The 25,468-nt window shown below is 72.2% G+C and carries 17 protein-coding genes; 11 read left to right on the top strand and 6 right to left on the bottom strand.

The annotated features are described in order from the left end of the window. The first annotated feature begins 141 nt into the window (after positions 1 to 141). The 6 genes from mtrA (at position 142) to AMK16_RS17265 (ending at position 7,575) form a co-directional block, all read left to right on the top strand. A complete protein-coding gene (gene mtrA / locus AMK16_RS17290) occupies positions 142 to 831 on the top strand; it encodes a two-component system response regulator MtrA (RefSeq protein WP_189747360.1) in 690 nt (229 codons plus the stop codon). 88 nt (positions 832 to 919) lie between these two features. Beyond that, positions 920 to 2,791, top strand: a complete 1,872-nt coding sequence (gene mtrB / locus AMK16_RS17285) for an MtrAB system histidine kinase MtrB (RefSeq protein WP_073916289.1) — start codon at positions 920 to 922, stop codon at positions 2,789 to 2,791. Then, complete coding sequence (locus AMK16_RS17280) at positions 2,763 to 4,640, top strand: LpqB family beta-propeller domain-containing protein (RefSeq protein ID WP_242438754.1); 1,878 nt, start codon at positions 2,763 to 2,765, stop codon at positions 4,638 to 4,640. Before mtrB ends, AMK16_RS17280 begins: the two co-directional genes overlap by 29 nt. Positions 4,641 to 4,834: 194 nt before the next feature. Beyond that, positions 4,835 to 5,590 carry a phosphoribosyltransferase gene (locus AMK16_RS17275; protein WP_073915795.1) on the top strand — a complete coding sequence of 252 codons (756 nt, stop codon included), beginning with the start codon at positions 4,835 to 4,837 and terminating at the stop codon, positions 5,588 to 5,590. A 346-nt stretch (positions 5,591 to 5,936) separates the two neighbouring features. After that, the gene (gene hpf, locus AMK16_RS17270) at positions 5,937 to 6,632 is read left to right on the top strand and encodes a ribosome hibernation-promoting factor, HPF/YfiA family (RefSeq protein WP_242438775.1); all 696 of its coding nucleotides are present in this window, start codon (positions 5,937 to 5,939) and stop codon (positions 6,630 to 6,632) included. A gap of 190 nt (positions 6,633 to 6,822) precedes the next feature. Further along, a complete protein-coding gene (locus AMK16_RS17265; protein WP_073915792.1) occupies positions 6,823 to 7,575 on the top strand; it encodes a response regulator in 753 nt (250 codons plus the stop codon). Between the two features lie 80 nt (positions 7,576 to 7,655). Here AMK16_RS17265 and AMK16_RS17260 read toward each other — a convergent pair whose 3' ends face one another. Continuing rightward, entirely contained in the window at positions 7,656 to 8,837 is a 1,182-nt protein-coding gene (locus AMK16_RS17260; RefSeq protein ID WP_073915789.1) for a winged helix-turn-helix domain-containing protein, read from the bottom strand. Positions 8,838 to 8,847: 10 nt separating this feature from the next. After that, positions 8,848 to 9,432, bottom strand: coding sequence for a GNAT family N-acetyltransferase (locus AMK16_RS17255; protein WP_073915786.1), 585 nt, complete (start codon positions 9,430 to 9,432; stop codon positions 8,848 to 8,850). Positions 9,433 to 9,672: 240 nt separating this feature from the next. On the opposite strand from AMK16_RS17255, the gene secA reads away from it, so the two are divergent. Beyond that, positions 9,673 to 12,462, top strand: coding sequence for a preprotein translocase subunit SecA (gene secA / locus AMK16_RS17250; protein WP_073915783.1), 2,790 nt, complete (start codon positions 9,673 to 9,675; stop codon positions 12,460 to 12,462). Positions 12,463 to 12,771: 309 nt separating this feature from the next. Here the strand turns inward: secA and AMK16_RS17245 are convergent, their stop codons facing one another. After that, positions 12,772 to 13,218: an Rv3235 family protein gene (locus AMK16_RS17245; protein ID WP_242438753.1), complete on the bottom strand. Its 447-nt coding sequence runs from the start codon at positions 13,216 to 13,218 to the stop codon at positions 12,772 to 12,774. A gap of 683 nt (positions 13,219 to 13,901) precedes the next feature. On the opposite strand from AMK16_RS17245, the gene AMK16_RS17240 reads away from it, so the two are divergent. The 3 genes from AMK16_RS17240 to AMK16_RS17230 all read left to right on the top strand — a co-directional run bounded on the left by AMK16_RS17240 (position 13,902) and on the right by AMK16_RS17230 (position 20,376). Then, the gene (locus AMK16_RS17240) at positions 13,902 to 14,402 is read left to right on the top strand and encodes a DUF6912 family protein (protein ID WP_073915780.1); all 501 of its coding nucleotides are present in this window, start codon (positions 13,902 to 13,904) and stop codon (positions 14,400 to 14,402) included. After that, entirely contained in the window at positions 14,399 to 15,055 is a 657-nt protein-coding gene (locus AMK16_RS17235) for an HAD family hydrolase (protein WP_073915777.1), read from the top strand. The genes AMK16_RS17240 and AMK16_RS17235 overlap by 4 nt, the downstream gene beginning before the upstream one ends. Positions 15,056 to 15,408: 353 nt before the next feature. Further along, positions 15,409 to 20,376 (top strand): NAD-glutamate dehydrogenase, encoded by a 4,968-nt coding sequence (locus tag AMK16_RS17230; RefSeq protein ID WP_073915774.1) that lies wholly within the window; start codon positions 15,409 to 15,411, stop codon positions 20,374 to 20,376. Between the two features lie 200 nt (positions 20,377 to 20,576). Here the strand turns inward: AMK16_RS17230 and AMK16_RS17225 are convergent, their stop codons facing one another. Beyond that, positions 20,577 to 21,356, bottom strand: a complete 780-nt coding sequence (locus AMK16_RS17225; protein WP_073915771.1) for an ABC transporter ATP-binding protein — start codon at positions 21,354 to 21,356, stop codon at positions 20,577 to 20,579. Then, positions 21,349 to 22,248, bottom strand: a complete 900-nt coding sequence (locus tag AMK16_RS17220) for an ABC transporter permease (protein ID WP_242438752.1) — start codon at positions 22,246 to 22,248, stop codon at positions 21,349 to 21,351. Before AMK16_RS17220 ends, AMK16_RS17225 begins: the two co-directional genes overlap by 8 nt. Positions 22,249 to 22,418: 170 nt before the next feature. Here AMK16_RS17220 and AMK16_RS17215 point away from each other — a divergent pair, with 170 nt between their 5' ends. Further along, the gene (locus tag AMK16_RS17215) at positions 22,419 to 23,057 is read left to right on the top strand and encodes a TetR/AcrR family transcriptional regulator (RefSeq protein WP_073915768.1); all 639 of its coding nucleotides are present in this window, start codon (positions 22,419 to 22,421) and stop codon (positions 23,055 to 23,057) included. A 40-nt stretch (positions 23,058 to 23,097) separates the two neighbouring features. Here AMK16_RS17215 and AMK16_RS17210 read toward each other — a convergent pair whose 3' ends face one another. Further along, positions 23,098 to 25,371: a bifunctional glycosyltransferase/CDP-glycerol:glycerophosphate glycerophosphotransferase gene (locus AMK16_RS17210; RefSeq protein ID WP_073915765.1), complete on the bottom strand. Its 2,274-nt coding sequence runs from the start codon at positions 25,369 to 25,371 to the stop codon at positions 23,098 to 23,100. Positions 25,372 to 25,468: the final 97 nt, after the last annotated feature.

Here is a 25,468-nt window from a genome sequence, read left to right as displayed (position 1 = left end):
ATCCCGGGCAGCCCGTACCTTCAATTGTCACCCGGATCCGGGGCAGACTGGTCGACCTGATCTCCACGCAGGTCCGAGGGGCGATTTCCAGCCCTTTTGGCTGTGGGACAGCTCACCGCCAGGTAACGATTAGCTAATGGGATGATGTCAACCATGAAGGGACGAGTCCTTGTCGTCGACGACGACACCGCGCTGGCCGAGATGCTCGGCATTGTGCTGCGTGGAGAAGGTTTTGAGCCGTCGTTCGTAGCGGACGGTGACAAGGCACTTGCTGCCTTCCGGGAGGCGAAGCCGGACCTGGTGCTACTCGACCTCATGCTGCCCGGACGGGACGGCATAGAGGTCTGCAGGCTGATCCGGGCCGAGTCCGGCGTACCGATCGTGATGCTCACCGCCAAGAGCGACACGGTCGACGTCGTGGTGGGCCTGGAGTCCGGTGCCGACGACTACATCGTCAAGCCGTTCAAACCGAAGGAGCTGGTGGCCCGCATCCGGGCCCGCCTGCGCCGGTCGGAGGAGCCCGCCCCCGAGCAGCTGGCCATCGGTGACCTGGTCATCGACGTGGCGGGGCACTCGGTCAAGCGGGACGGTGCCTCGATCGCCCTGACCCCGCTCGAGTTCGACCTGCTGGTCGCCCTCGCGCGCAAGCCCTGGCAGGTGTTCACCCGCGAGGTGCTGCTGGAGCAGGTCTGGGGCTACCGGCACGCGGCGGACACCCGGCTGGTCAACGTGCATGTGCAGCGGCTGCGCTCCAAGGTCGAGAAGGATCCGGAGCGCCCCGAGATCGTCGTGACGGTGCGCGGTGTCGGCTACAAGGCCGGACCCAGCTGAGGTGCAGGCCGGCAAGGACCGGGTCGGCTCCCGCTGGGGGAGCCTGCGGGCCGGCCGGCTGCTCCAGGACGGAGCTCCCGGCGGCCCCGTGCTGCGGCTGTTCGTGCGCCTCGTGCGCCGGCCGCTGCTTCCGGCTGTCCGGCTGTGGCGGCGCAACATCCAGCTCCGGGTGGTCGCGGCCACCCTGCTGATGTCGCTGGCCGTCGTCCTCGCGCTGGGCTTCGTGGTCATCGCGCAGGTCAGCAAGGGCCTCCTCGACGCCAAGGAGGAGGCGGCGCAGAGCCAGGCCGCGGGCGGCTTCGCGGTCGCACAGGAGAAGGCCAACGCTCCCGCCACGGTGGACGGGCCCGACGCCACCGACAACAAGGTCGGCCGGGACGCCAGCACCTGGATGAACTCCCTCGTCAAGCAGCTGGCCAGTGGCGGCCAGACCGCCTTCGAGGTGGCCGCGCTCGGCGCCGGCACCGGGGAGCAGGCGCTGCCCGGGGCCCAGGGCGTCAAGGGCGCCCGCGCCTCCGGCAACGTGGATCCGACGGCCAGCGTGCCGGCGGCGCTGCGGCGCGCCGTCAATCACGCCACCGGGACCTTCAAGACCTTCTCCGAGATCCGGTACACCGCCGGGGCCGGGGAGAAGGCGCCCGAGCCCGCGCTGGTCGTGGGCAAGCGGCTCACCGACATCAACGGGGACCCGTACGACCTGTACTACCTCTTCCCGCTGACGCAGGAGGAGGAGTCCCTCAACCTCGTCAAGAGCACCATCGCCACCGCCGGGCTGTTCGTCGTCGTGCTGCTCAGCGCCATCGCCTGGCTCGTCGTGCGCCAGATCGTCACTCCCGTCCGGATGGCCGCGGGCATCGCCGAGCGGCTTTCCGCCGGGCGGCTCCAGGAGCGGATGAAGGTCACCGGTGAGGACGACATCGCCCGCCTGGGCGAGGCGTTCAACAAGATGGCCCAGAACCTCCAGCTCAAGATCCAGCAGCTGGAGGACCTCTCGCGGATGCAGCGCCGGTTCGTCTCGGACGTCTCCCACGAACTGCGCACCCCGCTGACGACGGTACGGATGGCCGCCGACGTCATCCACGACGCCCGGGTCGACTTCGACCCGGTGACCGCGCGCTCCGCCGAGCTGCTTGCCGGGCAGCTCGACCGGTTCGAGTCGCTGCTCGCGGACCTGCTGGAGATCAGCCGTTTCGACGCCGGGGCGGCGGCCCTGGAGGCGGAACCCATCGACCTGCGCGACGTCGTGCACCGCGTCATCGACGGGGCCGAGCCGCTCGCGGAACACAAGGGCTCCCGCATCCGGGTGCTGGGCGACAGCCAGCCCGTCATCGCCGAGGCCGACGCGCGGCGCGTGGAGCGCGTGCTGCGCAACCTCGTCGTCAACGCGGTGGAGCACGGCGAGGGGCGCGACGTGGTGGTCCGGCTCGCGTCCGCGGGCGGCGCCGTCGCCGTCGCCGTGCGCGATTACGGCGTCGGGCTGAAGCCCGGCGAGGCCACCCGCGTCTTCAACCGTTTCTGGCGGGCCGACCCGGCGCGGGCGCGCACCACGGGCGGGACGGGGCTGGGCCTGTCCATCGCCGTCGAGGACGCCCGCCTGCACGGCGGCTGGCTCCAGGCATGGGGTGAGCCCGGGGGTGGCTCGCAGTTCCGCCTCACGCTGCCGCGCACCGCCGACGAACCGTTGAGGGGCTCGCCCATCCCGCTGGAACCGGAGGACTCCCGGGCCAACCGGGCCAGGGCCGCGGCCGACGCCGCCGGCAGTGCGGCGGCCCGGCGGCAGCCCGCGGACGGCGGCGACCGGTCGCCGATCCCGCCGCGGTCGGCGGTCGCCGGAGCGATGCCCGTACCCGCCGACCCGACGGCCCTGCCGGGCAACGGAGCCAGGGTCGTGCCCCGGCCGGCCGAGCAGGCACCACAGGAGGATCGATCCGATGGACCCGACGGACCCGATGGACGCTGAGCGCGGGAGCGCGCGGGCCCGGGGGCGGGGGCGTGCCGTACGGGCCTGGGCCCTCGGGGCGGCCGGACTGCTGCTGGCCGGGTGCGCCTCGATGCCCGACCACGGTGAGATCCGCTCGGTGCAGGCCTCGCAGGGCGTCGACTCCCAGGTGCGGGTCTTCGGCGTGCCGCCGGCCGACAAGGCCAGTCCGGCGGAGATCGTCGACGGTTTCCTGGAGGCGATGACCAGCGACGACCCGCAGCTGGAGACCGCCCGCAAGTACCTCACCGAGGACGCCGCGAAGAGCTGGCGGCCCGGGTCGGCCGTCACCGTGCTCTCGGCCGGCCTCGACCGCTCCCCGGTCCGCGGGGAGAAGGACGCCGAGCGGCCCCGCTGGAAGGTGACCGGCAAGAAGCTCGCGACGGTGGACGAGCGCAGCGCCTACCAGCCGGAGACCGGCGGCGGGGCGTACGAGGAGTTCCTCCAGCTGGTCCAAGAGGACAAGCAGTGGCGGATCGCGAGCCCGCCCAGCAGCCTCGTGCTCAGCGAGTCCGACTTCCAGCGCATCTACATGCCGGTCAACAAGTACTACTTCGCGGGCGGCGCGCTCGTCGCCGACCCGGTGTACGTGCGCCAGCGCAGCGACCCGGACTCGCGGATGGACCCGACCACGCAGACCGTGCAGTCGCTGCTGGCGGGGCCGTCGCGGTGGCTCGCGCCGGTCGTGGAATCCAGCTTCCCCGCCGGGACGGAACTGCGTCCGGGCACCAAGTCCCTCTCGTACGACGGCCAGAACACGCTGCGGGTGCCGCTCAACGACAAGGCCGACAACGTCGCGCAGCCGCAGTGCCAGAAGATGGCCACCCAACTCCTCTACACGGTCAAGGACCTGACGGCGTCACGGCTGGACCGGGTCGAACTGCTGCGTCCCGACGGCAAGTCGTCCTCGCTGTGCTCGGTGACCGAGGTGACGGCGGCGGTCATCGCCAACCGGCCGCGCTCCCCCGAGTACCAGTACTTCGTCGACAACGAGGACCGGCTGGTCCGGATGAAGCTCGACATCGCCGGCGAGGACCAGCAGGCCCGGCCCGAGCCGGTGCCGGGCCCGCTGACCACGCCCCCGGGGTTCAAGGTCGGCTCGGCGGCCGTGTCCTACGACGAGCGGCGCACGGCGGTGGTCTCCGAGGACGGGCACGGGCTGTACGTGGTGCCCATGGCCGGGGCCGGCCCGATGCCGCAGCCGGTGCCGCTGGTCGGCAAGGGGAACAAGCCGAACACGCTGACGGCGCCGAGCTGGGACGCGGCCGGCGACCTGTGGATCGCGGACCAGGATCCCCAGCGGCCGGGGCTGTGGCGGGTGCCGGGCGGCACCGGAACGCCGGAGAAGGTGCAGGTCGCCGGGCTGGACGGACGGATCACCTCGTTGAAGGCCTCCGCCGACGGGGTGCGCCTCGCGCTGCTCGTGGAGCGGGAGGGCGGTCGCAAGAACCTCTTCGTGGGGCGGATCGAGCGGCCCGACGGCAAGGGTGACGTCTCGGCGGTGTCGGTGCGCGAGCTGCGTCCGGCCGCGCCGCAGATGGCGGACGTGACGGCGATGAGCTGGGCGCCGCGGGGCCGGCTGCTGGTGGTGGGCCGGGAGAGCGGCGGGGTCGTGCAGGCCCGGTACATGCTGGCGGACGGTTCGATGGTCGCGGCGAGCCTGCCCGGGGCGACGGGGCTCAGCGCGGTCGCGGTGGCCGCATCGGAGGACGAGGCGAAGCCGAAGCCGGTGGTGGCGTACTCGGGGGACGACGGGATCGTGTGGCTGCCGCCGGGGGCGCAGTGGCGCACGGTGGCGGCGGGCGGCCGGGCGCCGGTGTACCCGGGCTGAGGACGCCGCGGGCTCCACGCACCGGACGGGCTGTGCAGCGGATGGGCTGTCCGGCGGACCGGGGTGTGCCGGATGGGCTGTGCATCGCACCGCCGTGCACCGGGCTGGGCTGTGTGCCGGACGGCTGTGCGCCACGGCGCCCGCGGTTGTCCACAGGGGTCGCGGGCGGGCGGCGGCCAGGGCACGGTGGGGACATGCAGGGATGGTGGTGGCGGGAGGTCGCCGGGCTGGTGCTGCCGGTCGACTGCGCGGGCTGCGGCGCCGCGCGGGTGTTGCTGTGCGCGGCCTGCCTCGCCGCGCTGGGCGGGGACCCGGTGTTCCTCGCGCGGCCCTCGCCCCGGCCGCGGGGGCTCCCGGCCGTCCATGCCGCCGCCGTCTACGACGGGCCCGTACGGCAGGTCCTGCTGGCCCACAAGGAGCGGGGGGCGCTACCCCTCGCGGGGGCCCTCGGCGCCGCCCTGGCGGGGGCGGTGCGGGCCGCGGCGGCGCCGGTGGGCGGTGAGCCGGGCGGCCGTGAGCTGGCCCTGGTACCGGTCCCCTCGGCGCGGCGGCAGGTGCGGGCGCGCGGGCACGATCCGGCGCGCCGGATCGCCCTGGCCGCGGCGGCCCGGCTGCGGCGCAGCGGTGTGCCCGCGCGGGTGGCGCCCGTACTGAGACTGCGCAGAGCCGTCGCGGACCAGGCCGGACTGGGCGCCCGGCAGCGCCGGGAGAACCTGGCGGGTGCGCTGGAGGTGCGGCGGGGCGGTGCGCGGCTGACGGCCGGGGCCGTCGTCGTGCTGGTGGACGACCTCGTCACCACGGGGGCGACGCTGGCGGAGGCGGCCCGGGCGGTGTGCGTCGCGGGGCTGGCGCAGGGAGCCGCGCCGGGCGCGGCGGTGGTGGCCGCGCGATCGGACTTCCGCGGGCGGATCCAGTCGTCCGGAGCTACTGATCGACAATCCTGTGAATAGTTTTGGAACTGTCAGGGAAGGCGCATCGTTGCAGGTAGTAAGAGGGAACAGTCACCTGAACGGAGGTACGTTCCGGTAGCGGGTGCCGCCAACCGTCATAGAGAGATATGTTCGGTTGTGAGGAACTGGCGAGACCTTGGCCCCGCGCGTCGGATCGCACGTTTCGAAAAATCTTCGTGTTCAGGAGGCTGTCTCTCGACTCCGAAGTCGGTGGGTTTAGATCTTGCCGATGGGGGAGGAGGAGGTGAAAGTCGCCAAGTCCGAGTCTCCGGTGTTCACCGGAGTCTGGTGCGAAAGGGAGACGCTTCGCCCGCAGGGGTGGAGCTATCCGGGAACGGAGTTCTGCGTGGACATCGTCGTCAAGGGCCGCAAGACCGAGGTGCCCGACCGGTTCCGCAAGCACGTGGCCGAGAAGCTGAATCCGGAGCGGATCCAGAGGCTCGACGCCAAGGTGATCAGCTTGGACGTCGAGGTGTCCAAGGAGCACAACCCGCGCCAGGCCGACCGTTCCGACCGCGTGGAGATCACCCTGCACTCGCGGGGTCCGGTGATCCGGGCCGAGGCCGCAGCTGCCGACCCGTATGCGGCGCTGGACCTGGCTCAGGACAAGCTGGAGGCCCGGCTGCGCAAGCAGCACGACAAGCGCCACACCCGCCGCGGCAGCGGACGCATCCCGGCGGCGGAGGTCGCCGACGTGGTGCCCGACGCCGCGACGCTGAACGGAAACGGAGAGCCGGTTTCCGAGGAGAAGGCGGACGGGATCCCCACCACGCGGATCGGTTCGCTGGAAATCCAGGGCGAAGGCCCGCTCGTCGTCCGGGAGAAGACCCATTCGGCCGGACCCATGTCGCTCGACCAGGCACTGTACGAAATGGAACTGGTCGGCCACGACTTCTATCTGTTCGTCGACGCCGACAGCAAGCTGCCCAGTGTCGTCTACCGGCGTCACGCGTACGACTACGGCGTGATCCACGTGAACCCCGACGGGGCCTCCAGCTCGGAGGAGCCGCGTGGCGGCGCCGGCGGTGCGCTCGGCGGCTGACCACACGATCGGCTTGCCCCCGCGGGACGCTCCGGCGTCCCGCGGGGGCCGTCGTGTGACGCGTATGCGCCAGCCCGCAGCCGTCGCCACCCCGCGCCCTGCCGCGGGCATGGAATCATGGCGGACAGTCAACCGGTCGCGGTGCGCGTCCGGTTGGCCCGGGAGCTCGGCACATGCAGGGGGAGGAACGATGGCGGACGGCTTCGGACCGGTGCGCGGTGACAACGGTGCGGACTGCCGCGGGGCGGGCCCGGTGACGGAGCCGGCCGGGCCGTCGGCCGGGGAGCCCATCCGGGTCCTCGTGGTCGACGACCACGCCCTCTTCCGGCGCGGGCTGGAGATCGTCCTCGCCCAGGAGGAGGACATCCAGGTCGTCGGTGAGGCGGGGGACGGCGCGGAGGCCGTGGACAAGGCGGCAGACCTGTTGCCGGACATCGTGCTGATGGACGTGCGGATGCCCCGGCGCGGCGGCATCGAGGCGTGTACCTCGATCAAGGAGGTGGCACCCTCCGCGAAGATCATCATGCTGACGATCAGCGATGAGGAGGCGGACCTCTACGAGGCGATCAAAGCGGGGGCGACCGGTTACCTCCTGAAGGAGATCTCGACGGACGAGGTGGCCACCGCGATCCGGGCGGTCGCGGACGGACAGTCGCAGATCAGCCCGTCGATGGCGTCGAAGCTGCTCACCGAGTTCAAGTCGATGATCCAGCGGACGGACGAGCGCCGGCTGGTGCCCGCCCCCCGGCTCACGGACCGGGAGCTGGAGGTCCTGAAGCTGGTGGCCACGGGCATGAACAACCGTGACATCGCCAAGCAGTTGTTCATCTCCGAGAACACCGTGAAGAACCACGTGCGCAACATCCTGGAGAAGCTCCAGCTGCACTCCCGGATGGAGGCCGTGGTCTACGCGATGCGGGAGAAGATCCTGGAGATTCGCTAGGCCGCCCTTTCGGATCGTGCCGGGCGGCGTGTGCCGCCACGATCCGGAAGGGGCGGCCCGGGCGCCGGGGCGCGCGGCCGTCACGGGTGTTGCGCGCGCAGTTCCGCCCTGACGGCTTCGGCCTCCTGCGGGCTCTGCGCCAGGTCGACGCGGACTTCCTCGCACCCCACCCACCGGGCGGCCTCCCACAGGGCCCCGGCCATCGCGGCGGCGGCCCGGGGCGTCTCCAGGGAGAGCCGTCGGGCGACCAGGGTCGTGCCCTCGCGGCCCGGGTCCACACGGCCCTGGAGGCGGCCGCCGGCCAGCAGCGGCATCGCGAAGTACCCGTGTATCCGCTTGGGCTTGGGGACGTAAGCCTCCAGGCGATGGGTGAAACCGAAGATCCGCTCCGTGCGCGGCCGGTCCCAGACCAGCGAGTCGAAGGGGGAGAGCAGCGTCGTGCGGTGGCGGCCGCGGGGCGCCGTGGCGAGGGCCGCCGGATCCGCCCAGGCCGGCTTCGCCCAGCCCTCCACCGTGACCGGGACCAGACCGGAATCGGCGATCACCGCGTCGACCTCTTCCCCCTTGAGCCGGTGGTAGTCGGCGATGTCCGCGCGGGTGCCCACGCCCAATGACCGGCCCGCCAGGGCGACGAGACGCCGCACGCACTCGCGGTCGTCCAGGTCGTCGTGGAGCAGGGCGCCGGGGACGGCGCGCTCGGGGAGGTCGTAGACCCGCTTCCAGCCGCGGCGCTCGCTGCACACCACCTCGCCGGTGTCGAGCAGCCACTCCACCGCGATCTTCGTCTCGGACCATTCGAACCACTCGCCGCCGTTCTTGGCGCCGCCCAGCTCGGTGGAGGTCAGCGGGCCGTCGGCCCGCAGCCGGTCCAGTACCGCCTTCGTCGAGCGCTCCTTGTCCTCAAGGACGTGCCAGCGGCGGCCGCGCACCCGGCGGGAGCGGCGGCGGAAGGCGAAATGCGGCCATTCCTCGATGGGCAGGATGCAGGCCGCGTGCGACCAGTACTCGAAGGCGTGGCGCTGCGACCAGTAGGCCCCCTCCACCGCCGTACGGCCGACGGCGCCCAGCCGCGCGTACGGGATCAGCTCGTGCGAGCGGGCCAGGACGGAGATCGTGTCCAGCTGCACGGCGCCCAGGTGGCGCAGGACGCCCCGGACCCCGCCGCGGCGGTCGGGCGCACCGAGAAACCCCTGCGCGCGCAGGGCGATGCGGCGGGCCTCGTCGGCGGACAGGGACACGATCGGCTGCGGCAGGCTGGTCATGGTCCGCAGCCTAGGCGGCGCCACCGACACCGGCGGACAGGTACGGCAGGGCCGGCGTCAGGCCCAGGTCCGAGGGGAGCAGGGCGCCGACCCAGCAGTCGCGCGCGGTGCCGCTCCGGATGAGGCCGGCCCGCAGCAGGCCCTCCACACGGAAGCCGGTCTTCTCCGCGACGGCCCGGGAGCCGGTGTTGCCCACCTCCGCGCGCCACTCCAGGCGTACGACGCCCATCTCGGTGAAGACCCACCGGGCGACGGCCGCCACGGCCTCGGCCATGTAGCCCCGGCCGCGGTGCTCCTTGACCGTCCAGTAGCCGATTTCGTACCCCTCCTCCCCGCGGCGGTGGATGCCGAGGGCGGCGACCAGCGGGCCCCCGGGACCGAGGCGGACGGCGAAGGGGTAGCCCGTGTCCTCGCGCCAGCCGTTCGGCGCGATCTCGTTGACGAAGGCGTGCGCGTCCTCGCGCCGGTAGGGGGAGGGGACCATCGTCCAGCGCTGGATGCCGGGGTCCTGCGCGGCCGCGTACACCTCGTCCTCGTCGGCAGGGGCGAAGGGGCGCAGGTCCAGCCGGGCCGTGGTCAGAGCGGTGGGTTCCATGGGGGGATTGTGGTGGCGCCGAGGGGTACCCGGCGAACACTTTTTCCGAAAGCACCGCCCAGGCAGCGGCACCTTCGCCCTGCCGCGTACGTTCTCAATCCGGGCGCCCGCGCCCTTCGGCTACGGCGGACCTCCCGACGCGACCACGTCCTCGCTTACGATGGCCGTTGCGGTGGGGCCCACCTGCCGTGCCCGGCTACGAACAGTGCCCAGGCCCGACCGGCAAGGAGACAAACCTCGGTGTCCGTCTTCAACAAGCTCATGCGTGCAGGCGAAGGCAAGATCCTGCGCAAACTGCACCGCATCGCGGACCAGGTCAACTCCATCGAAGAGGACTTCGTCAACCTCTCCGACGCCGAGTTGCGGGCGCTCACGGACGAGTACAAGCAGCGCTTCCAGGACGGCGAGAGCCTGGACGACCTGCTGCCCGAGGCCTTCGCGACCGTACGCGAAGCCGCCAAGCGCGTCCTCGGCCAGCGGCACTACGACGTCCAGATCATGGGCGGCGCCGCGCTGCACCTCGGCTACGTGGCCGAGATGAAGACCGGCGAGGGCAAGACCCTGGTCGGCACGCTGCCCGCGTACCTGAACGCGCTGTCCGGCAAGGGCGTCCACCTGATCACGGTGAACGACTACCTCGCCGAGCGTGACTCCGAGCTGATGGGCCGGGTGCACAAGTTCCTCGGCCTGGAGGTCGGCTGCATCCTGGCGAACATGTCGCCCGCGCAGCGCCGCGAACAGTACAACTGCGACATCACCTACGGCACGAACAACGAGTTCGGCTTCGACTACCTGCGCGACAACATGGCCTGGTCCCAGGACGAGCTCGTCCAGCGCGGCCACAACTTCGCCGTGGTCGACGAGGTCGACTCGATTCTGGTCGACGAGGCCCGCACCCCGCTGATCATCTCCGGTCCGGCCGACCAGGCCACGAAGTGGTACGGCGACTTCGCGAAGCTGGTGACCCGCCTGACCAAGGGCGAGCCCGGCCAGCCGCTGAAGGGCATCGAGGAGACCGGCGACTACGAGGTCGACGAGAAGAAGCGCACCGTCGCCATCCACGAGAGCGGCGTCGCCAAGGTCGAGGACTGGCTCGGCATCGAGAACCTCTACGAGTCGGTGAACACCCCGCTCGTCGGCTACCTGAACAACGCCATCAAGGCCAAGGAACTCTTCAAGGTCGACAAGGACTACGTCGTCATCGACGGCGAAGTCATGATCGTCGACGAGCACACCGGCCGTATCCTCGCCGGCCGCCGCTACAACGAGGGCATGCACCAGGCCATCGAGGCGAAGGAAGGGGTGGACATCAAGGACGAGAACCAGACCCTCGCCACGATCACCCTGCAGAACTTCTTCCGCCTCTACTCGAAGCTGTCGGGCATGACCGGTACGGCCATGACCGAGGCCGCCGAGTTCCACCAGATCTACAAGCTCGGTGTCGTCCCGATCCCGACCAACCGCGACATGGTCCGCAAGGACCAGCCGGACCTGATCTACCGCACCGAGGTCGCCAAGTTCGCCGCCGTCGTCGACGACATCGCGGAGAAGCACGAGAAGGGGCAGCCGATCCTGGTCGGCACCACCTCGGTCGAGAAGTCCGAGTACCTCTCGCAGCAGCTCTCCAAGCGCGGCATCCCGCACGAGGTGCTCAACGCCAAGCAGCACGACCGTGAGGCGACGATCGTCGCCCAGGCCGGCCGCCGGGGCGCCGTCACCGTCGCCACGAACATGGCCGGCCGCGGTACCGACATCAAGCTCGGCGGCAACCCGGACGACCTCGCCGAGGCCGAGCTGCGCCAGCGCGGCCTGGACCCGGAGGAGCACATCGAGGAATGGGCCCACGCCCTGCCCGAGGCGCTCACCAGGGCCGAGGCGGCCGTGAAGGCCGAGTTCGAGGAGGTCAAGGAGCTCGGCGGGCTGTACGTGCTGGGCACCGAGCGCCACGAGTCGCGCCGCATCGACAACCAGCTGCGCGGCCGCTCCGGCCGACAGGGCGACCCGGGCGAGTCCCGCTTCTACCTGTCGCTGGGCGATGACCTGATGCGCCTGTTCAAGGCGCAGATGGTCGAGCGCGTCATGGCCATGGCCAACGTGCCGGACGACGTGCCGATCGAGAACAAGATGGTGACGCGCGCGATCGCGTCGGCCCAGTCGCAGGTCGAGACCCAGAACTTCGAGACGCGCAAGAACGTCCTGAAGTACGACGAGGTCCTCAACAGCCAGCGCGAGGTCATCTACCGCGAGCGCCGCCGCGTCCTGGAGGGCGAGGACCTCCAGGAGCAGGTCCGCTTCATGATGGACGACACGATCGACGCGTACATCGCGGCCGAGACGGTCGAGGGCTTCGCCGAGGAGTGGGACCTGGAGCGCCTGTGGGGCGCCTTCAAGCAGCTCTACCCGGTGAAGGTCACCATCGAGGAGCTGGAGGAGGCCGCGGGCGACCGGGCGGGCATCACCGCCGAGTTCATCGCGGAGTCCATCAAGGACGACATCCACGAGCAGTACGAGGCGCGCGAGAAGACGCTCGGCTCCGACATCATGCGCGAGCTGGAGCGGCGCGTGGTGCTCTCGGTGCTCGACCGCAAGTGGCGCGAGCACCTGTACGAGATGGACTACCTGCAGGAGGGCATCGGCCTGCGGGCGATGGCCCAGAAGGACCCGCTGGTCGAGTACCAGCGCGAGGGCTTCGACATGTTCAACGCCATGCAGGACGGCATCAAGGAGGAGTCCGTCGGCTACCTGTTCAACCTGGAGGTCCAGGTCGAGCAGCAGGTCGAGGAGGTCCCGGTGCAGGACACGGCGCCGTCGCTGACCAAGGAGCCGGTCCGTCCGGAGATCAGGGCGAAGGGGCTGGACGCGCCGCAGCGCCCGGACCGCCTGCACTTCTCGGCGCCGAGCGTCGACGGTGAGGGCGGTGTGATCGAGGGGGACTTCGAGTCCGAGGGCGCCGGTGACGGCGACGGGCTGACCCGGGCCGAGCGCCGCAAGGCGCAGAAGGCCGCCGGCGGGCGCCGCCGCAAGAAGTAGCCCCCCGGGGGTGGTACGACCGGCCGGGGCCGGACACCGATGCGGTGTCCGGCCCCGGCCGCGTTGCGCGCGCCGGGGGCCTGCCGCTGTCCACGCCCGTACCCCCGTGCAGTCCACGCCCATACCCCCGTTGTGTACGTGTGCGGCCCGCTCCGGGTTCGAGCTGCACCGGGGCGGTCGGCACGTGGTCGTCGAGCGGGTGCCGGTGTGGCCGGCCAGGCTGGTGACCCACGACGGCAGCCGGGACCGGGGCCGCCTGGTGACGGGCCGTCAGCGGCCCGGGCGTGGTCGGGTGCCCGGCGCCCCGGATCACGGACGGGGGCCCCGCATCTCGATCGCCGCGCAGCGCCAGCGCAGGTCGGGGCCCTGTTCCAGGCGGAAGGCCATCGCCGTCATGCGGTCACCCGTGGCGATCCGGGCGAAGGCCTCGATGACGCCCGGACCGGGGGTGAAGCGGCCGCACCGGCGGACGACGGGGCGCAGCTGCTCGCGCAGCGGGTCGGACGGGGCCAGGGTGACCAGCTGCTGGTAGGCCGGGCCGATGGTGTGGCCTAGGAGCGAATGGACCGGCCGGAGGCCGGTGACGACCGCCAGCAGGCGCTCGGCGAACCAGTGGTGCGGGCCGAGCCGCAGGGCCCGCGGCGGGCCCGCCGGGCGCCGCGGGTCGCGTCGGCCGACGGGCCTGGTCCGGGCCTGGCCGCCGGGCCGGCGGCGGGCCGCCTCGCCGCCGATCGTGCCGAGCATCGTGGTGTCCATCGCGATCTGCCCCCGAACGAGCCGGGCCCGGAGCGATACCGGGCGGTAACTTGATGGGGATCTTCTACGGTCCGCCGAACACGCTCCGCAACCGCGTGCCGGGCCCGGCCGGGGGCCGCACAGGTTCACCTATCCGAGTGCCCGGCGGGCCGCCCCGGCCCCCGGCGGCCCGCTGACGGGGGCCGAGGTGTCCGCCGGCGGTATCCGGGGCGCCGCGTACGGGAGCGGAGTGGACGGCGAAGGCGCGCGCCGCACGACCCCGAAGGGGGACGACGGCCGTCACCCGGCCGGACCGATGGGGCCGGCCGGTCCCTGCGGGCGGACGGAGGACCGGACGGGTCCGCCGGGCCCGCGGCCGCGGGCGGTCGAGCCCGGCGGCCGGGCGGTCGGGTCCGGCGGGGCGGGCGGTGTGCCGGCGGGGCGGGCGAGCCCGTGGGGTGGTCGGTCGGGCGCCCGGGCGGGGCGGGCGGACGGAGGACCGGAGGGGTCGGCCGGGCCCGTGGTGGCGGGCGGGCGGGTCCGGCGGGCGGTGGGGCACGCCGTGCGGCCCGATCGGCGATGCCGGCGTGGGCGGGGATGTGGGCCGGCCCGGCCGGGGCGGGCGGGTGGACCGCCGGTCTCCCGGTGCGGGTGGGGCCGGTCGTATCCTGAGGGCGTTCTCCGACTACCGAAAGCAGCCGGCCATGCGCGTGTACGTCCCCCTGACCCTCCCCGGGCTCTCCGAGGCGCACGAGGCGGGTGAGCTGGGCCCCGCCCCGCTGCGTGCGTACGCCGTCACACCCGCCCTGCGCGAGTGGTACGTGTCGGACGACATCGAGGAGCTGGAGTACGCGGCCCTGACCCGCGCCGCTGCCGCCTCCCTGCAGCTGCTCGCCGCCGACCCGGCGGCCCCGCGCCGGCGGGTCGTCGTCGCCCTGGACGTCGCCGACAAGGCGGTCACCGACCTCCCCGGGGCCGACGAGGCGGGCCTCGGCCAGGTCGGCCTCGCCGCACCCGTACGGCTCACCGTGGCCGCCGCGGTGCACGTCGACGCCGACGACGCCGAAGCGGACGTCGCCGCCGCCGCGGCAGCCGTGGAGGCCGCCGACGGCGGTGACGGCGACGCGCGGTCCGTGGTGGACGGCGCCGAGGACCACGAGCTGCTGTGGTTCGGCGTGCAGGAGATCCCGGGGCTGCTGAAGTGACCCACATAGTCTGGGACTGGAACGGCACGCTCCTCCACGACATCGACGCCGTCATGGCCGCCACCAACGCCTCCTTCGCCGAGCTCGGCTTCGCGCCGATCACCCTGGAGACCTACCGCGACCTGTACGTCGTACCGGTGCCGAAGTTCTACGAGCGCCTCATGGGCCGCATGCCCACCGACGAGGAATGGCTGCTCATGGACGCCACCTTCCACCGGCACTACTGGGCCGCGGCCGAGGAGGCCGGGCTCGCCGAGGGCGCCCTCGAACTGCTGCAGGACTGGCAGCGCGACGGGCTCACCCAGTCCCTGCTCTCCCTCGCGCCCCACGAGAAGCTCGTACCGCTCGTGCGCTTCCACGGCATCGACCGGCACTTCCTGCGCGTCGACGGACGGACCGGCCCCTCGCACACGTCGAAGGCGGGACACCTCGTACGCCATATGGCGGCCCTGGAGTCCATCGGCGTGACCCCCGCCCGTACGGTGCTCATCGGAGACGCCGTGGACGATGCCCTCGCCGCCGCCCACGTGGGCGCCCGAGCCGTCCTCTACACGGGTGGTTCGCACAGCCGCACCAGTCTGGAATCGGCCGGAGTCCCCGTCGTGGACACCCTGGCAGACGCCGTGCGCACTGCTCGCGCGCTGGCCGAATAAGCACTGGCACGCGCCGTCGACCACGTCACTGCGCACAACGTCAAACTTGTGCACCCACTTTTGTACAGTTCCGGACCGTGACGGGGTGGGGGTCCGGCGGGATAGCCTGGTACCCGTGATCAGCGCGATATCCATCGGGGGCGCCGAGGCCCCCGGAATGCGCCCGGCGCACGACCGTGCCCGGGCCCTCGCTGATCCCTGCCACCGGGACTCGATGATCATGGCTTGTTCCTTCCCGGCCGGCTTTCTCGACGGCATAGCGTCGATCCCGAACGGACACCCCGCCTCGCGGCGCTATGTCATCCCTTCCTTCACCTACGTCACGCAATGGCGCGCGACAGGAGCCAGAGGACATGCAGACCAAGCTGGACGAAGCAAAGGCCGAGCTGCTCGCGCGGGCGGCCCGGGTAGCTGAGAACAGCCCGGCCGGGGGGCTACTTCCGACTGGGTCCGAGCCAGGGGAGGGTCCCGGCCGGGACACGGTGCTCGCCTACCTCCAGCGCTACTACCTGCACACCGCCCCCGAGGACCTCCTGGACCGGGACCCGGTCGACGTCTTCGGGGCTGCGCTCTCGCACTACCGGCTGGCCGAGAACCGCCCGCAGGGCACCGCGAACGTGCGCGTGCACACCCCGACCGTCGAGGAGAACGGCTGGACCTCCAGCCACTCCGTGGTCGAGGTCGTCACCGACGACATGCCGTTCCTCGTGGACTCCGTCACCAACGAGCTCTCCCGCCAGGGCCGCGGCATCCACGTCGTGATCCACCCACAGGTCGTCGTCCGCCGCGACGTCACCGGCAAGCTCATCGAGATCCTCGGCTCCGACTGCGACGCGCACGGCCCCCGCACCGCGCGCCCCCACGACTCCCTCGTCGAGTCCTGGATCCACGTCGAGATCGACCGCGAGACCGACCGGGCCGACCTCAAGCAGATCACCGGCGACCTGCTGCGCGTCCTGTCCGACGTGCGCGAGTCCGTCGAGGACTGGGAGAAGATGCGCGATGCGGCCCTGCGCATCGCCGACGCCCTGCCCGAGGAGCCGACCGCCCCGGACCTGCGCGAGTACGAGCTCGAAGAGGCCCGCGAACTGCTGCGCTGGCTCGCCGACGACCACTTCACCTTCCTCGGCTACCGCGAGTACAACCTCGTCGACGGCGATTCCCTCGCGGCCGTCCCCGGCACCGGCCTCGGCATCCTGCGCTCCGACCCGCACCACAGCGGCAAGGACGAGGGCCACCCCGTCTCGCCGTCCTTCAACCGGCTGCCCGCGGACGCCCGCGCCAAGGCCCGCGAGCACCGCCTGCTGGTGCTGACCAAGGCCAACAGCCGCTCCACCGTGCACCGCCCCTCCTACCTCGACTACGTCGGCGTCAAGAAGTTCGACGCCGAGGGCAACGTCGTCGGCGAGCGGCGCTTCCTCGGCCTGTTCTCCTCCGCCGCCTACACCGAGTCCGTGCGCCGCGTCCCGGTCATCCGCCGCAAGGTCGCCGAGGTCCTCGAAGGCGCCGGCTTCGCGCCCAGCAGCCACGACGGCCGCGACCTGCTCCAGATCCTGGAGACCTACCCGCGCGACGAGCTGTTCCAGACGCCCGTCGACCAGCTGCGGGCCATCGTCACCTCCGTCCTGTACCTCCAGGAACGCCGCCGGCTGCGGCTCTACCTGCGCCAGGACGAGTACGGGCGCTACTACTCCGCGCTGGTCTACCTGCCCCGCGACCGCTACACCACCGGCGTGCGGCTGCGCCTGATCGACATCCTGAAGGAGGAACTCGACGGCATCAGCGTCGACTTCACCGCCTGGAACACCGAGTCGATCCTCTCCCGCATCCACTTCGTCGTCCGCGTCCCGCAGGGCAAGGAACTGCCGGTCCTCACCGACGCCGACGTCGAACGCATCGAGGGCCGCCTGGTCGACGCCGCCCGGTCCTGGATCGACGGCTTCTCCGAGGCCCTGGTCGCCGAGCTGGGCGAGGAGCGCGCCGCCGAGCTGCTGCGCAAGTACGGCACCTCCTTCCCCGAGGGCTACAAGGCCGACCACTCGCCGCGCGCCGCCGTCGCCGACCTGTGCCACCTGGAGCAGCTCTCCGCCGGCGACCTGCCGTTCGCGCTCTCGCTGTACGAGCCCGTCGGCGCGGGCCCCGGCGAGCGCCGCTTCAAGATCTACCGCACCGGCGAGCAGGTCTCCCTGTCCGCAGTCCTGCCCGTGCTCCAGCGCCTGGGCGTCGAGGTCACCGACGAGCGCCCGTACGAGCTGCGCCGCGCCGACCGGGTCAGCGCCTGGATCTACGACTTCGGCCTGCGGATGCCCGTCTCGCCCGGCAACGGCGACGCCTACCTCGGCGACGACGCCCGCGAGCGCTTCCAGGAAGCCTTCGCGGCGGTGTGGACCGGTGCGGCGGAGAACGACAACTTCAACACCCTGGTGCTGAGCGCCGGCCTGACCTGGCGCCAGGCCGTCGTCCTGCGCGCGTACGCCAAGTACCTGCGCCAGGCCGGTTCCACCTTCAGCCAGGACTACATGGAGGACACCCTCCGCAACAACGTCCACACCACCCGGCTGCTGGTCTCCCTCTTCGAGGCCCGCATGTCGCCCGGCCGCCAGGCCGCCGGCAGCGAGCTCGTCGACGCCATGCTGGAGGAACTGGACGGAGCGCTGGACCAGGTCGCCTCGCTCGACGAGGACCGCATCCTGCGGGCCTTCCTCACCCTGATCAAGGCGACCCTGCGCACCAACTTCTTCCAGGAGGCGAAGGGCTTCGAGTGGCACGACTACGTGTCCATGAAGTTCGACCCGCAGGCCATCCCGGACCTGCCGGCGCCCCGCCCGGCCTTCGAGATCTGGGTGTACTCCCCGCGCGTCGAGGGCGTCCACCTGCGCTTCGGCAAGGTCGCCCGGGGCGGGCTGCGCTGGTCCGACCGGCGTGAGGACTTCCGTACGGAGATCCTCGGCCTGGTCAAGGCGCAGATGGTGAAGAACACCGTCATCGTGCCGGTCGGCGCCAAGGGCGGCTTCGTCGCCAAGCAGCTCCCCGACCCGGCCGTGGACCGCGACGCCTGGCTCGCCGAGGGCATCGCCTGCTACCGCACCTTCATCTCGGCGCTGCTCGACATCACCGACAACCTGGTGGCGGGCGAGGTCGTCCCGCCCCAGGACGTGGTCCGCCACGACGAGGACGACACCTACCTCGTCGTCGCCGCCGACAAGGGCACCGCGACGTTCTCCGACATCGCCAACGAGGTTGCCCACGCGTACAACTTCTGGCTCGGGGACGCCTTCGCCTCGGGCGGCTCGGCCGGTTACGACCACAAGGGCATGGGCATCACCGCCCGCGGCGCGTGGGAGTCCGTCAAGCGGCACTTCCGCGAGCTGGGCCACGACACCCAGACCGAGGACTTCACCGTCGTCGGCGTCGGCGACATGTCCGGCGACGTCTTCGGCAACGGCATGCTGCTCTCCGAGCACATCCGCCTCGTCGCGGCCTTCGACCACCGGCACATCTTCATCGACCCGGACCCGGACGCGGCCACCTCCTACGCCGAGCGCCGTCGCCTGTTCGAGCTGCCGCGCTCCTCGTGGGCCGACTACGACACCTCGCTGATCTCGGCGGGCGGCGGCATCCACCCCCGTTCGGCGAAGGCGGTCCCGGTCACCGCGCAGGTCCGCGCGGCCCTCGGCATCGAGGCGGGCGTCACCAAGATGACCCCGGCCGAGCTGATGCAGGCCATCCTCAAGGCCCCCGTGGACCTGCTGTGGAACGGCGGCATCGGCACGTACGTCAAGGCCACGGCCGAGACGCACGCGGACGTCGGCGACAAGGCCAACGACGCCATCCGCGTCAACGGCTCCGACGTGCGGGCCAAGGTCATCGGCGAGGGCGGCAACCTGGGCCTGACCCAGCTCGGACGCATCGAGTTCGCCCGCAGCGGCGCCGGCGGCGAGGGCGGCAAGATCAACACCGACGCCATCGACAACAGCGCCGGCGTGGACACCTCCGACCACGAGGTGAACATCAAGATCCTGCTCAACGCGGTCGTCGCGGACGGCGACCTGACCGTCAAGCAGCGCAACACCCTGCTGGCCCAGATGACCGACGAGGTCGGCCACCTGGTGCTCCGCAACAACTACGCCCAGAACCTGGCACTGGCCAACGGCGCGGCGCAGGCCCCCAGCCTGCTCCACGCCCAGCAGCGCTTCATGCGCCGCCTGGAGCAAGCCGGGCTGCTCAACCGCGAGCTGGAGTTCCTGCCCGCGGACCGGCAGATCCGCGAACTGCTGAACACCGGCAAGGGCCTGACCCAGCCGGAACTGGCCGTCCTGTTCGCCTACACCAAGATCACGGTGGCGGACGAGCTCATCGCGACCGAGCTGCCGGACGACCCGTACCTGCGCCGCCTGCTCTTCTCGTACTTCCCCGCAGCCCTGCGCGAGAAGTTCCCCGAGCAGGTCGAGGCGCACGCGCTGCGGCGTGAGATCACCACCACCATCCTGGTCAACGACACCGTCAACACCGGTGGCTCGACCTTCCTGCACCGTCTGCGCGAGGAGACCGGGGCCTCCACGGAGGAGATCGTGCGGGCGCAGCTCGCGGCCCGCGAGATCTTCGGCCTCGCCGAGGTGTGGGACGCGGTCGAGGCGCTCGACAACAAGGTCGCGGCCAGTGTCCAGACCCGGATCCGGCTCCACTCGCGGCGCCTGGTCGAGCGCGGCACGCGCTGGCTGCTGAACAACCGGCCGCAGCCGCTCCAGATCACCGAGACCATCGAATTCTTCGGGGAGCGGGTCGGCCACGTCTGGACCGAGCTGCCGAAGCTGGTGCGGGGCGCGGACCTGGAGTGGTACCAGTCGATCATGGACGAGCTGATCGGTGAGGGCGTTCCGGAGGAACTGGCCGCCAAGGTGGCCGGCTTCTCCTCCGCCTTCCCGACGCTCGACGTCGTCGCCATCGCGGACCGTACCGGGGTCGCCCCGCTGAACGTCGCCGAGGTGTACTACGACCTCGCCGACCGCCTGGACATCACCCAGCTGATGGACCGGATCATCGAGCTGCCGCGGGCCGACCGCTGGCAGTCCATGGCCCGCGCCTCCATCCGCGAGGACCTGTTCGCCGCACACGCGGCCCTGACCGCCGATGTGCTGTCGGTGGGCAACGGCGAGGCCACCCCCGAGGAGCGGTTCAAGCTCTGGGAGGAGAAGAACGCGGCGCTGATCTCCCGGGCACGCACGACCCTGGACGAGATCCGCGGCTCGGACGACTTCGACCTGGCGAACTTGTCGGTCGCGATGCGGACGATGCGTTCGCTGCTGCGCACGCACACCTGACCGGTGGCCCGCCACGGTGCGGGCCGTGCGGAGACGGACGACGGGCGGCCCCGGGACCAGCAGGTCCCGGGGCCGCCCGCTTTCCGTCTCCGCAGGGTGCGGGGCTCTTTGCCCGCGGCGCCGCCCGGGGGCTCTGCCCCCGGGCCCCCGCGCCTACCACGCGCGGCGGGGCCGGCGGGGCGCCCCGAGACGCCGGCGGGTCACCCCCTGCCCGAGGTGAAGGCCTCGTAGGCGCTGCAGACCTCGGCCGAAGGGCCGTCCATGCGCAGGACGCCCGCTTCCAGCCAGATCGCGCGGTCGCAGGTCTCGCGCACCGTGTTGATGCCGTGGCTGACGAGGAAGACGGTGCCGGCGCGCTCGCGGAGTTCCTCGATGCGGGCCTGGCTGCGCCGCTGGAAGGCGGCATCCCCGGTGGCCAGCGCCTCGTCGATCATCAGGACGTCGTGGTCCTTCGCGGCGGCGATGGAGAAGCGCAGCCGGGCACCCATGCCCGAGGAGTAGGTGCGCATGGGCAGGGAGATGAAGTCGCCCTTCTCGTTGATGCCGGAGAAGTCGACGATGTCCTGGTAGCGCTCCTGGATCTGCCGGCGGGACATGCCCATCGCCAGGCCGCCGAGCACGACGTTGCGCTCGCCCGTCAGGTCGTTCATCAGCGCGGCGTTGACCCCGAGCAGGGACGGCTGGCCGTGCGAGAAGATCCGGCCGCGGGCCACCGGCTGGAGGCCGGCGATGGCGGCCAGCAGGGTGGACTTGCCCGATCCGTTGGAGCCGATCAGACCGATGGCCTCGCCCTTGTGGGCGGTGAAGCTGACGCCCTTGACGGCGTGCACCTCACGGATGCCGGGGGCGGGCCCGCGGGAGAAGATCCGGCTGAGGGCGGCGGTGGCGCCGCCCTTGCGGCTGCCGCCGCCCTGGACCTTGTAGACGACGTGGACCTCGTCCGCGATCACGGTGGGGATCTTCGCTGCGGTGTCAGCCACGTCCGTACTCCTCCTCGGCCTTCCAGAAGTAGATGAAACCGCCGACGCCGGCGAGCAGCGCCCAGCCGATGGCGACGGGCCACACGTGGTGCGGGAGCGAGTGCGCCGGAAAGCTGTCGATCAGCGCGAAGCGCATCAGGTCGATGTAGACGGCGGCGGGGTTGGCCTTGAGCAGCAGCGCGACCCAGTGCGGCAGCTCGTCGCCCCTGACCATCTGGTCGATGGACCACATGACGCCCGAGGAGTACATCCAGGTGCGCAGGACGAAGGGCATCAGCTGGCTCACATCGGGGCTCTTGCTGCCGATGCGGGCCATGACCATGGCGACGCCGGCGCAGAAGAGGGCCATGAGCAGCAGGGCCGGCACGGCCAGGAGCCAGGCCGGGCGGGGGGTCTGGCCGAAGGCGAGCAGCAGGATCACCAGGGCGCCCATGGAGACGAGCAGCTGCTGGAAGAGCTGCACGACGCCGGCGATGGGCAGGCTGGCGCGCGGGAAGTGCAGGGCGCGGACCAGTCCGAGGTTGCTGTGGACGGCGCGGGTGCCGGCGTTGATGGAGCTGCCGATGAAGTCCCAGACGAAGACGCCGGTGATCAGGAACGGAACGTAGTCGGGCACGTCGTGACTGGCCCGCATCACGATGCCGAAGATGAAGTAGTAGACGGCCGCGTTGAGCAGCGGCGTCACCAGGTGCCAGACCTGGCCGAGCCGGGCGGTGCTGTACGTGGCCTGCATACGGGCGGTCGCGTAGGCGGTCACGAAGTGGCGGCGGCCCCAGAGGTCCGCGACGTAGCGCGGGAGGGAGGGGCGGGCGCCGCTGACGGTCAGGCCGTGGGCGGCCGCGAGTTCCGCGGGGGTCGCGGGTGCGGTCGGGGATGCGGTCGCGGTGGTCACAGGGATCGCTTTCGCCGGGGGCGGGGCGTCGCTGGCGATGCCGGGCGCCGCCGCCTCACCGGCGGGACGGGTCCGTATCGTCGCTACGCCGAGATTAGAGCGGGACGCGTCGGAACGCAACCGTATCGTCGTGACGGCCAGGTGGCGGCGTGCGCCGCTATGCTCGGTGCATGACCACGGACCCCTCCGCCTCCCCCGCCACCGCGCCCGCCGCCGCCCGCCGTGCCCCCGCCGGGGCCGCCGTCCTGCGCGAGGACGTGACCGAGGCGATCCGGGAGGCCGTGGTGGAGGAACTGGCCGCGGTCGGCTTCTCCCGGATGTCCATCGAGGGCATCGCCCGGCGGGCCGGCGTGGGCAAGACGGCCGTCTACCGCCGGTGGAAGTCGAAGCTGCACCTGGTCCTGGACCTGGTGGGCGCCTTCGCGGTGGACGGCCTGCCGGTACCGGCCACGGGCTCGCTGTACGGGGACGTACGGGCCCTGCTGGAGGTCATGTCGCACGTGCTGCGCCACCCGGTGGCCTCGGCGGTCATCCCCGATCTCCTGGTCGAGGCGGCCCGCAACCCGGAGATCGCGGACGCGGTACGGGGCGCACTGCTGGACGGACAGCGGCGGATGGCGGAGGGCATCGTCTCGGGCGCCGTCGCACGCGGCGAACTCCCCGGCTCCACGGACCCGGGCCGGGCCCTCGACCTGGCGATCGGCCCCCTGTACTGGCGCCAGGTGGTGGTCCGGGACGACGTGGACCGCACCTACCTGGACGAACTGGCCCGCTCGGTACTGGCGGGCCTGGGAGCCACCACCGCCTGACCGGCGCGGCAACCCGGGCGCAGCGAAGGCGGCGGCGCCCCTACGGCCGGTGACCCGAGGCCACGGATGCCGCCGCCGGTTCCGTGGCCACGGCCGTGGAGGGGGCCGGTGGGGCGGGACGGCGGGCGTGCAGGGGGGTGATCGGCGGAGTCGGCGCGGACTGGCCCAGGAAGACGCGGCGGACCACGCGCTCGGCCGCGTGGCCGTCGTCGTACGGGCAGAAGCGCGCGCGGAACGACGCCCGCAGCTGCGCCGAGCGGGAGCTCTGCCAGTGGCCCGACGCGAAGATGTCCACCAGCTCGTCCTCGGTGCGCGCGATCGCGCCCGGCGGGCACGACCGCAGGTCGAAGTAGGTGCCCCGGGCCGCCTCGTACGCCTCCCGGTCGTCCGCGTGGATCACGATCGGCCGGTCCAGAGCCGCGTAGTCGAACATCACGGACGAGTAGTCCGTCACCAGCGCGTCCGAGGCGAGGCACAGGTCCTCCACCGAGGGGTACGAGGAGACGTCGATCAGCCGCGGGTGGGGCTCCGGGGTCCAGCCGGTGCCCGCGTACGTCAGGTGCGTGCGGACCAGCAGCGTGAAGCGCGGGCCGAGGTCGCGCAGCACCCGGGCGAAGTCCAGGTGGTCCGGCCGGCTGCGCCGGTAGTCGCGGTGCGTGGGCGCGTACAGGACCGCCGTCGAATCCGGCGCGATGCCCAGGCGCTCGCGCAGTTCCAGGACGTCCGCCTGGCTCGCCCGGTGGAAGGGGTCGTTGCGCGGGTAGCCGTACTCCAGCGTCGTGTAGGAGGACGGCACGGCCTTCTCCCAGACCAGGGTGGAGTGGCGGTTGGCGGAGAGCAGGTAGTCCCACTGGTCGGCGCCGCGCAGCAGGCCCGCGAAATCCGTCGTCGGGGCGGCCGCGGGCCGGTCCCGCAGGTCCAGTCCGACCCGCTTGAGCGGCGTCCCGTGCTGGGTCTGCACCAGGACCTGGCCCCGGCGCTTGACCAGCGCGCGCTCGAAGTTGACGTTCGTCACCAGGTACGTGGCCCGGGCCAGGGCCGTCCAGTACGCCGCCGAGCCGGGGCGCAGCGCCGCCGTGCGGCGGGGCAGCGTGGCCGTGTGCTGCGGGTCGCAGATCCATGCCGTGCGCATCCGCGGCGCCAGCTCCCGCAGCTTGGCCTCGATCGCCGCCGGGTTGCAGGCGTAGCCGCCGTGCCAGTACGCGGAGAAGACCGCCAGCTCGGGGCGGAGCGGCAGCAGGCGCTGGATCCGGTAGTGCAGCCGCAGCCAGGCCTCCCGCAGACCCCCGCCGGCGGCCAGCGCCCCGCGGCCCGCGGCCCGCCCGGCCGAGCGCAGCGCCGACAGCAGCCGGTAGGTGCGCCGGGCGCCCAGCCGCATCAGGGCGTGCCGGACGCGGTCGGCCCGCGACAGGGGCAGCGCCGGCCCGCCCGTGCCCGCCGGTGCCCGGTGGCGGCGCAGCAGTGCGCAGGCCCGGCCGAAGAACTCGGCCCGGGCCGCGCGCGGGAGGCGGCGCGGGTCGGCGTACACCGCGCAGAAGTGCTCGGCCATCCGCCGGTGCACGGCGGGGCGCCAGCGCTCCAGTTCGGGGCGGCCGCCCAGGTAGCCGAAAACGCGGTCGTACTGGTCGAAGACGTCGAGGTGGCGGCGGCTGCAGGTGGTCAGGACCGATCCCGCGCGCCGTCGCCGGTGCTGGACGCAGACCCGGTCCAGGACCGCGAGGGACTGCGCGGCCAGCAGCGCCGGGTAGCTCCAGGGCGCGTCCTCGTAGAAGCCGGGCGGGAAGGCGAAGCCCTCGCGCTCCACGTAGTCGCGGCGGTAGGCCTTGTCCCACACCACCATCGCCGTGCCGAGCAGCGCCGGGCGGTCGGCGAGGCGGAAGCTGGCCGGCCCGTCCTCGCGGAGCCGGTCCGAGAACCGGTCGCGGACCGGTTCGCCGGTCCAGGAGGTGCACGCGTGGCCGTAGACCAGGACGTCGGGGGAGCCGGTGGCCTTCAGCCGGTCGGTGAGGGCCGCCAGCGCGCCCGGCGCCAGGGTGTCGTCGCCGTCGAGGAAGACCAGGTAGTCGCCGATGGCCCGGGTCAGGCCCGCGTTGCGGGCCGGGCCCGGGCCGAGGTTGTGCGCCAGGTGGACGGCGGTGAGCCGCGGGTCCCGGGACGCGTACTCGTCGATGATCGCGCCGCAGGCGTCCGGGGAGGCGTCGTCGACCGCGATCAGCTCCAGGTCCGGGTACGACTGCGTGAGGACCGAGTCCAGGCTCTCCTGGAGGTACGCCTGGACCTTGTACGCGGGCACGATGACGCTGAACCGGGGCACGGCACATCCAGGGGTGGCGGGCGGGCATGTCGCCCTGGAACCCCCGGCCCGCCGACCGGGTTACGCAGGATGCGGCATTCGGCTGACACAGTGCCGA

This window comes from Streptomyces sp. CB00455, from assembly GCF_001905445.1.
In the GTDB taxonomy this organism is placed as follows: Bacteria; Actinomycetota; Actinomycetes; order Streptomycetales; family Streptomycetaceae; genus Streptomyces.
This window is presented reverse-complemented; position numbering and strand designations above follow the sequence as displayed.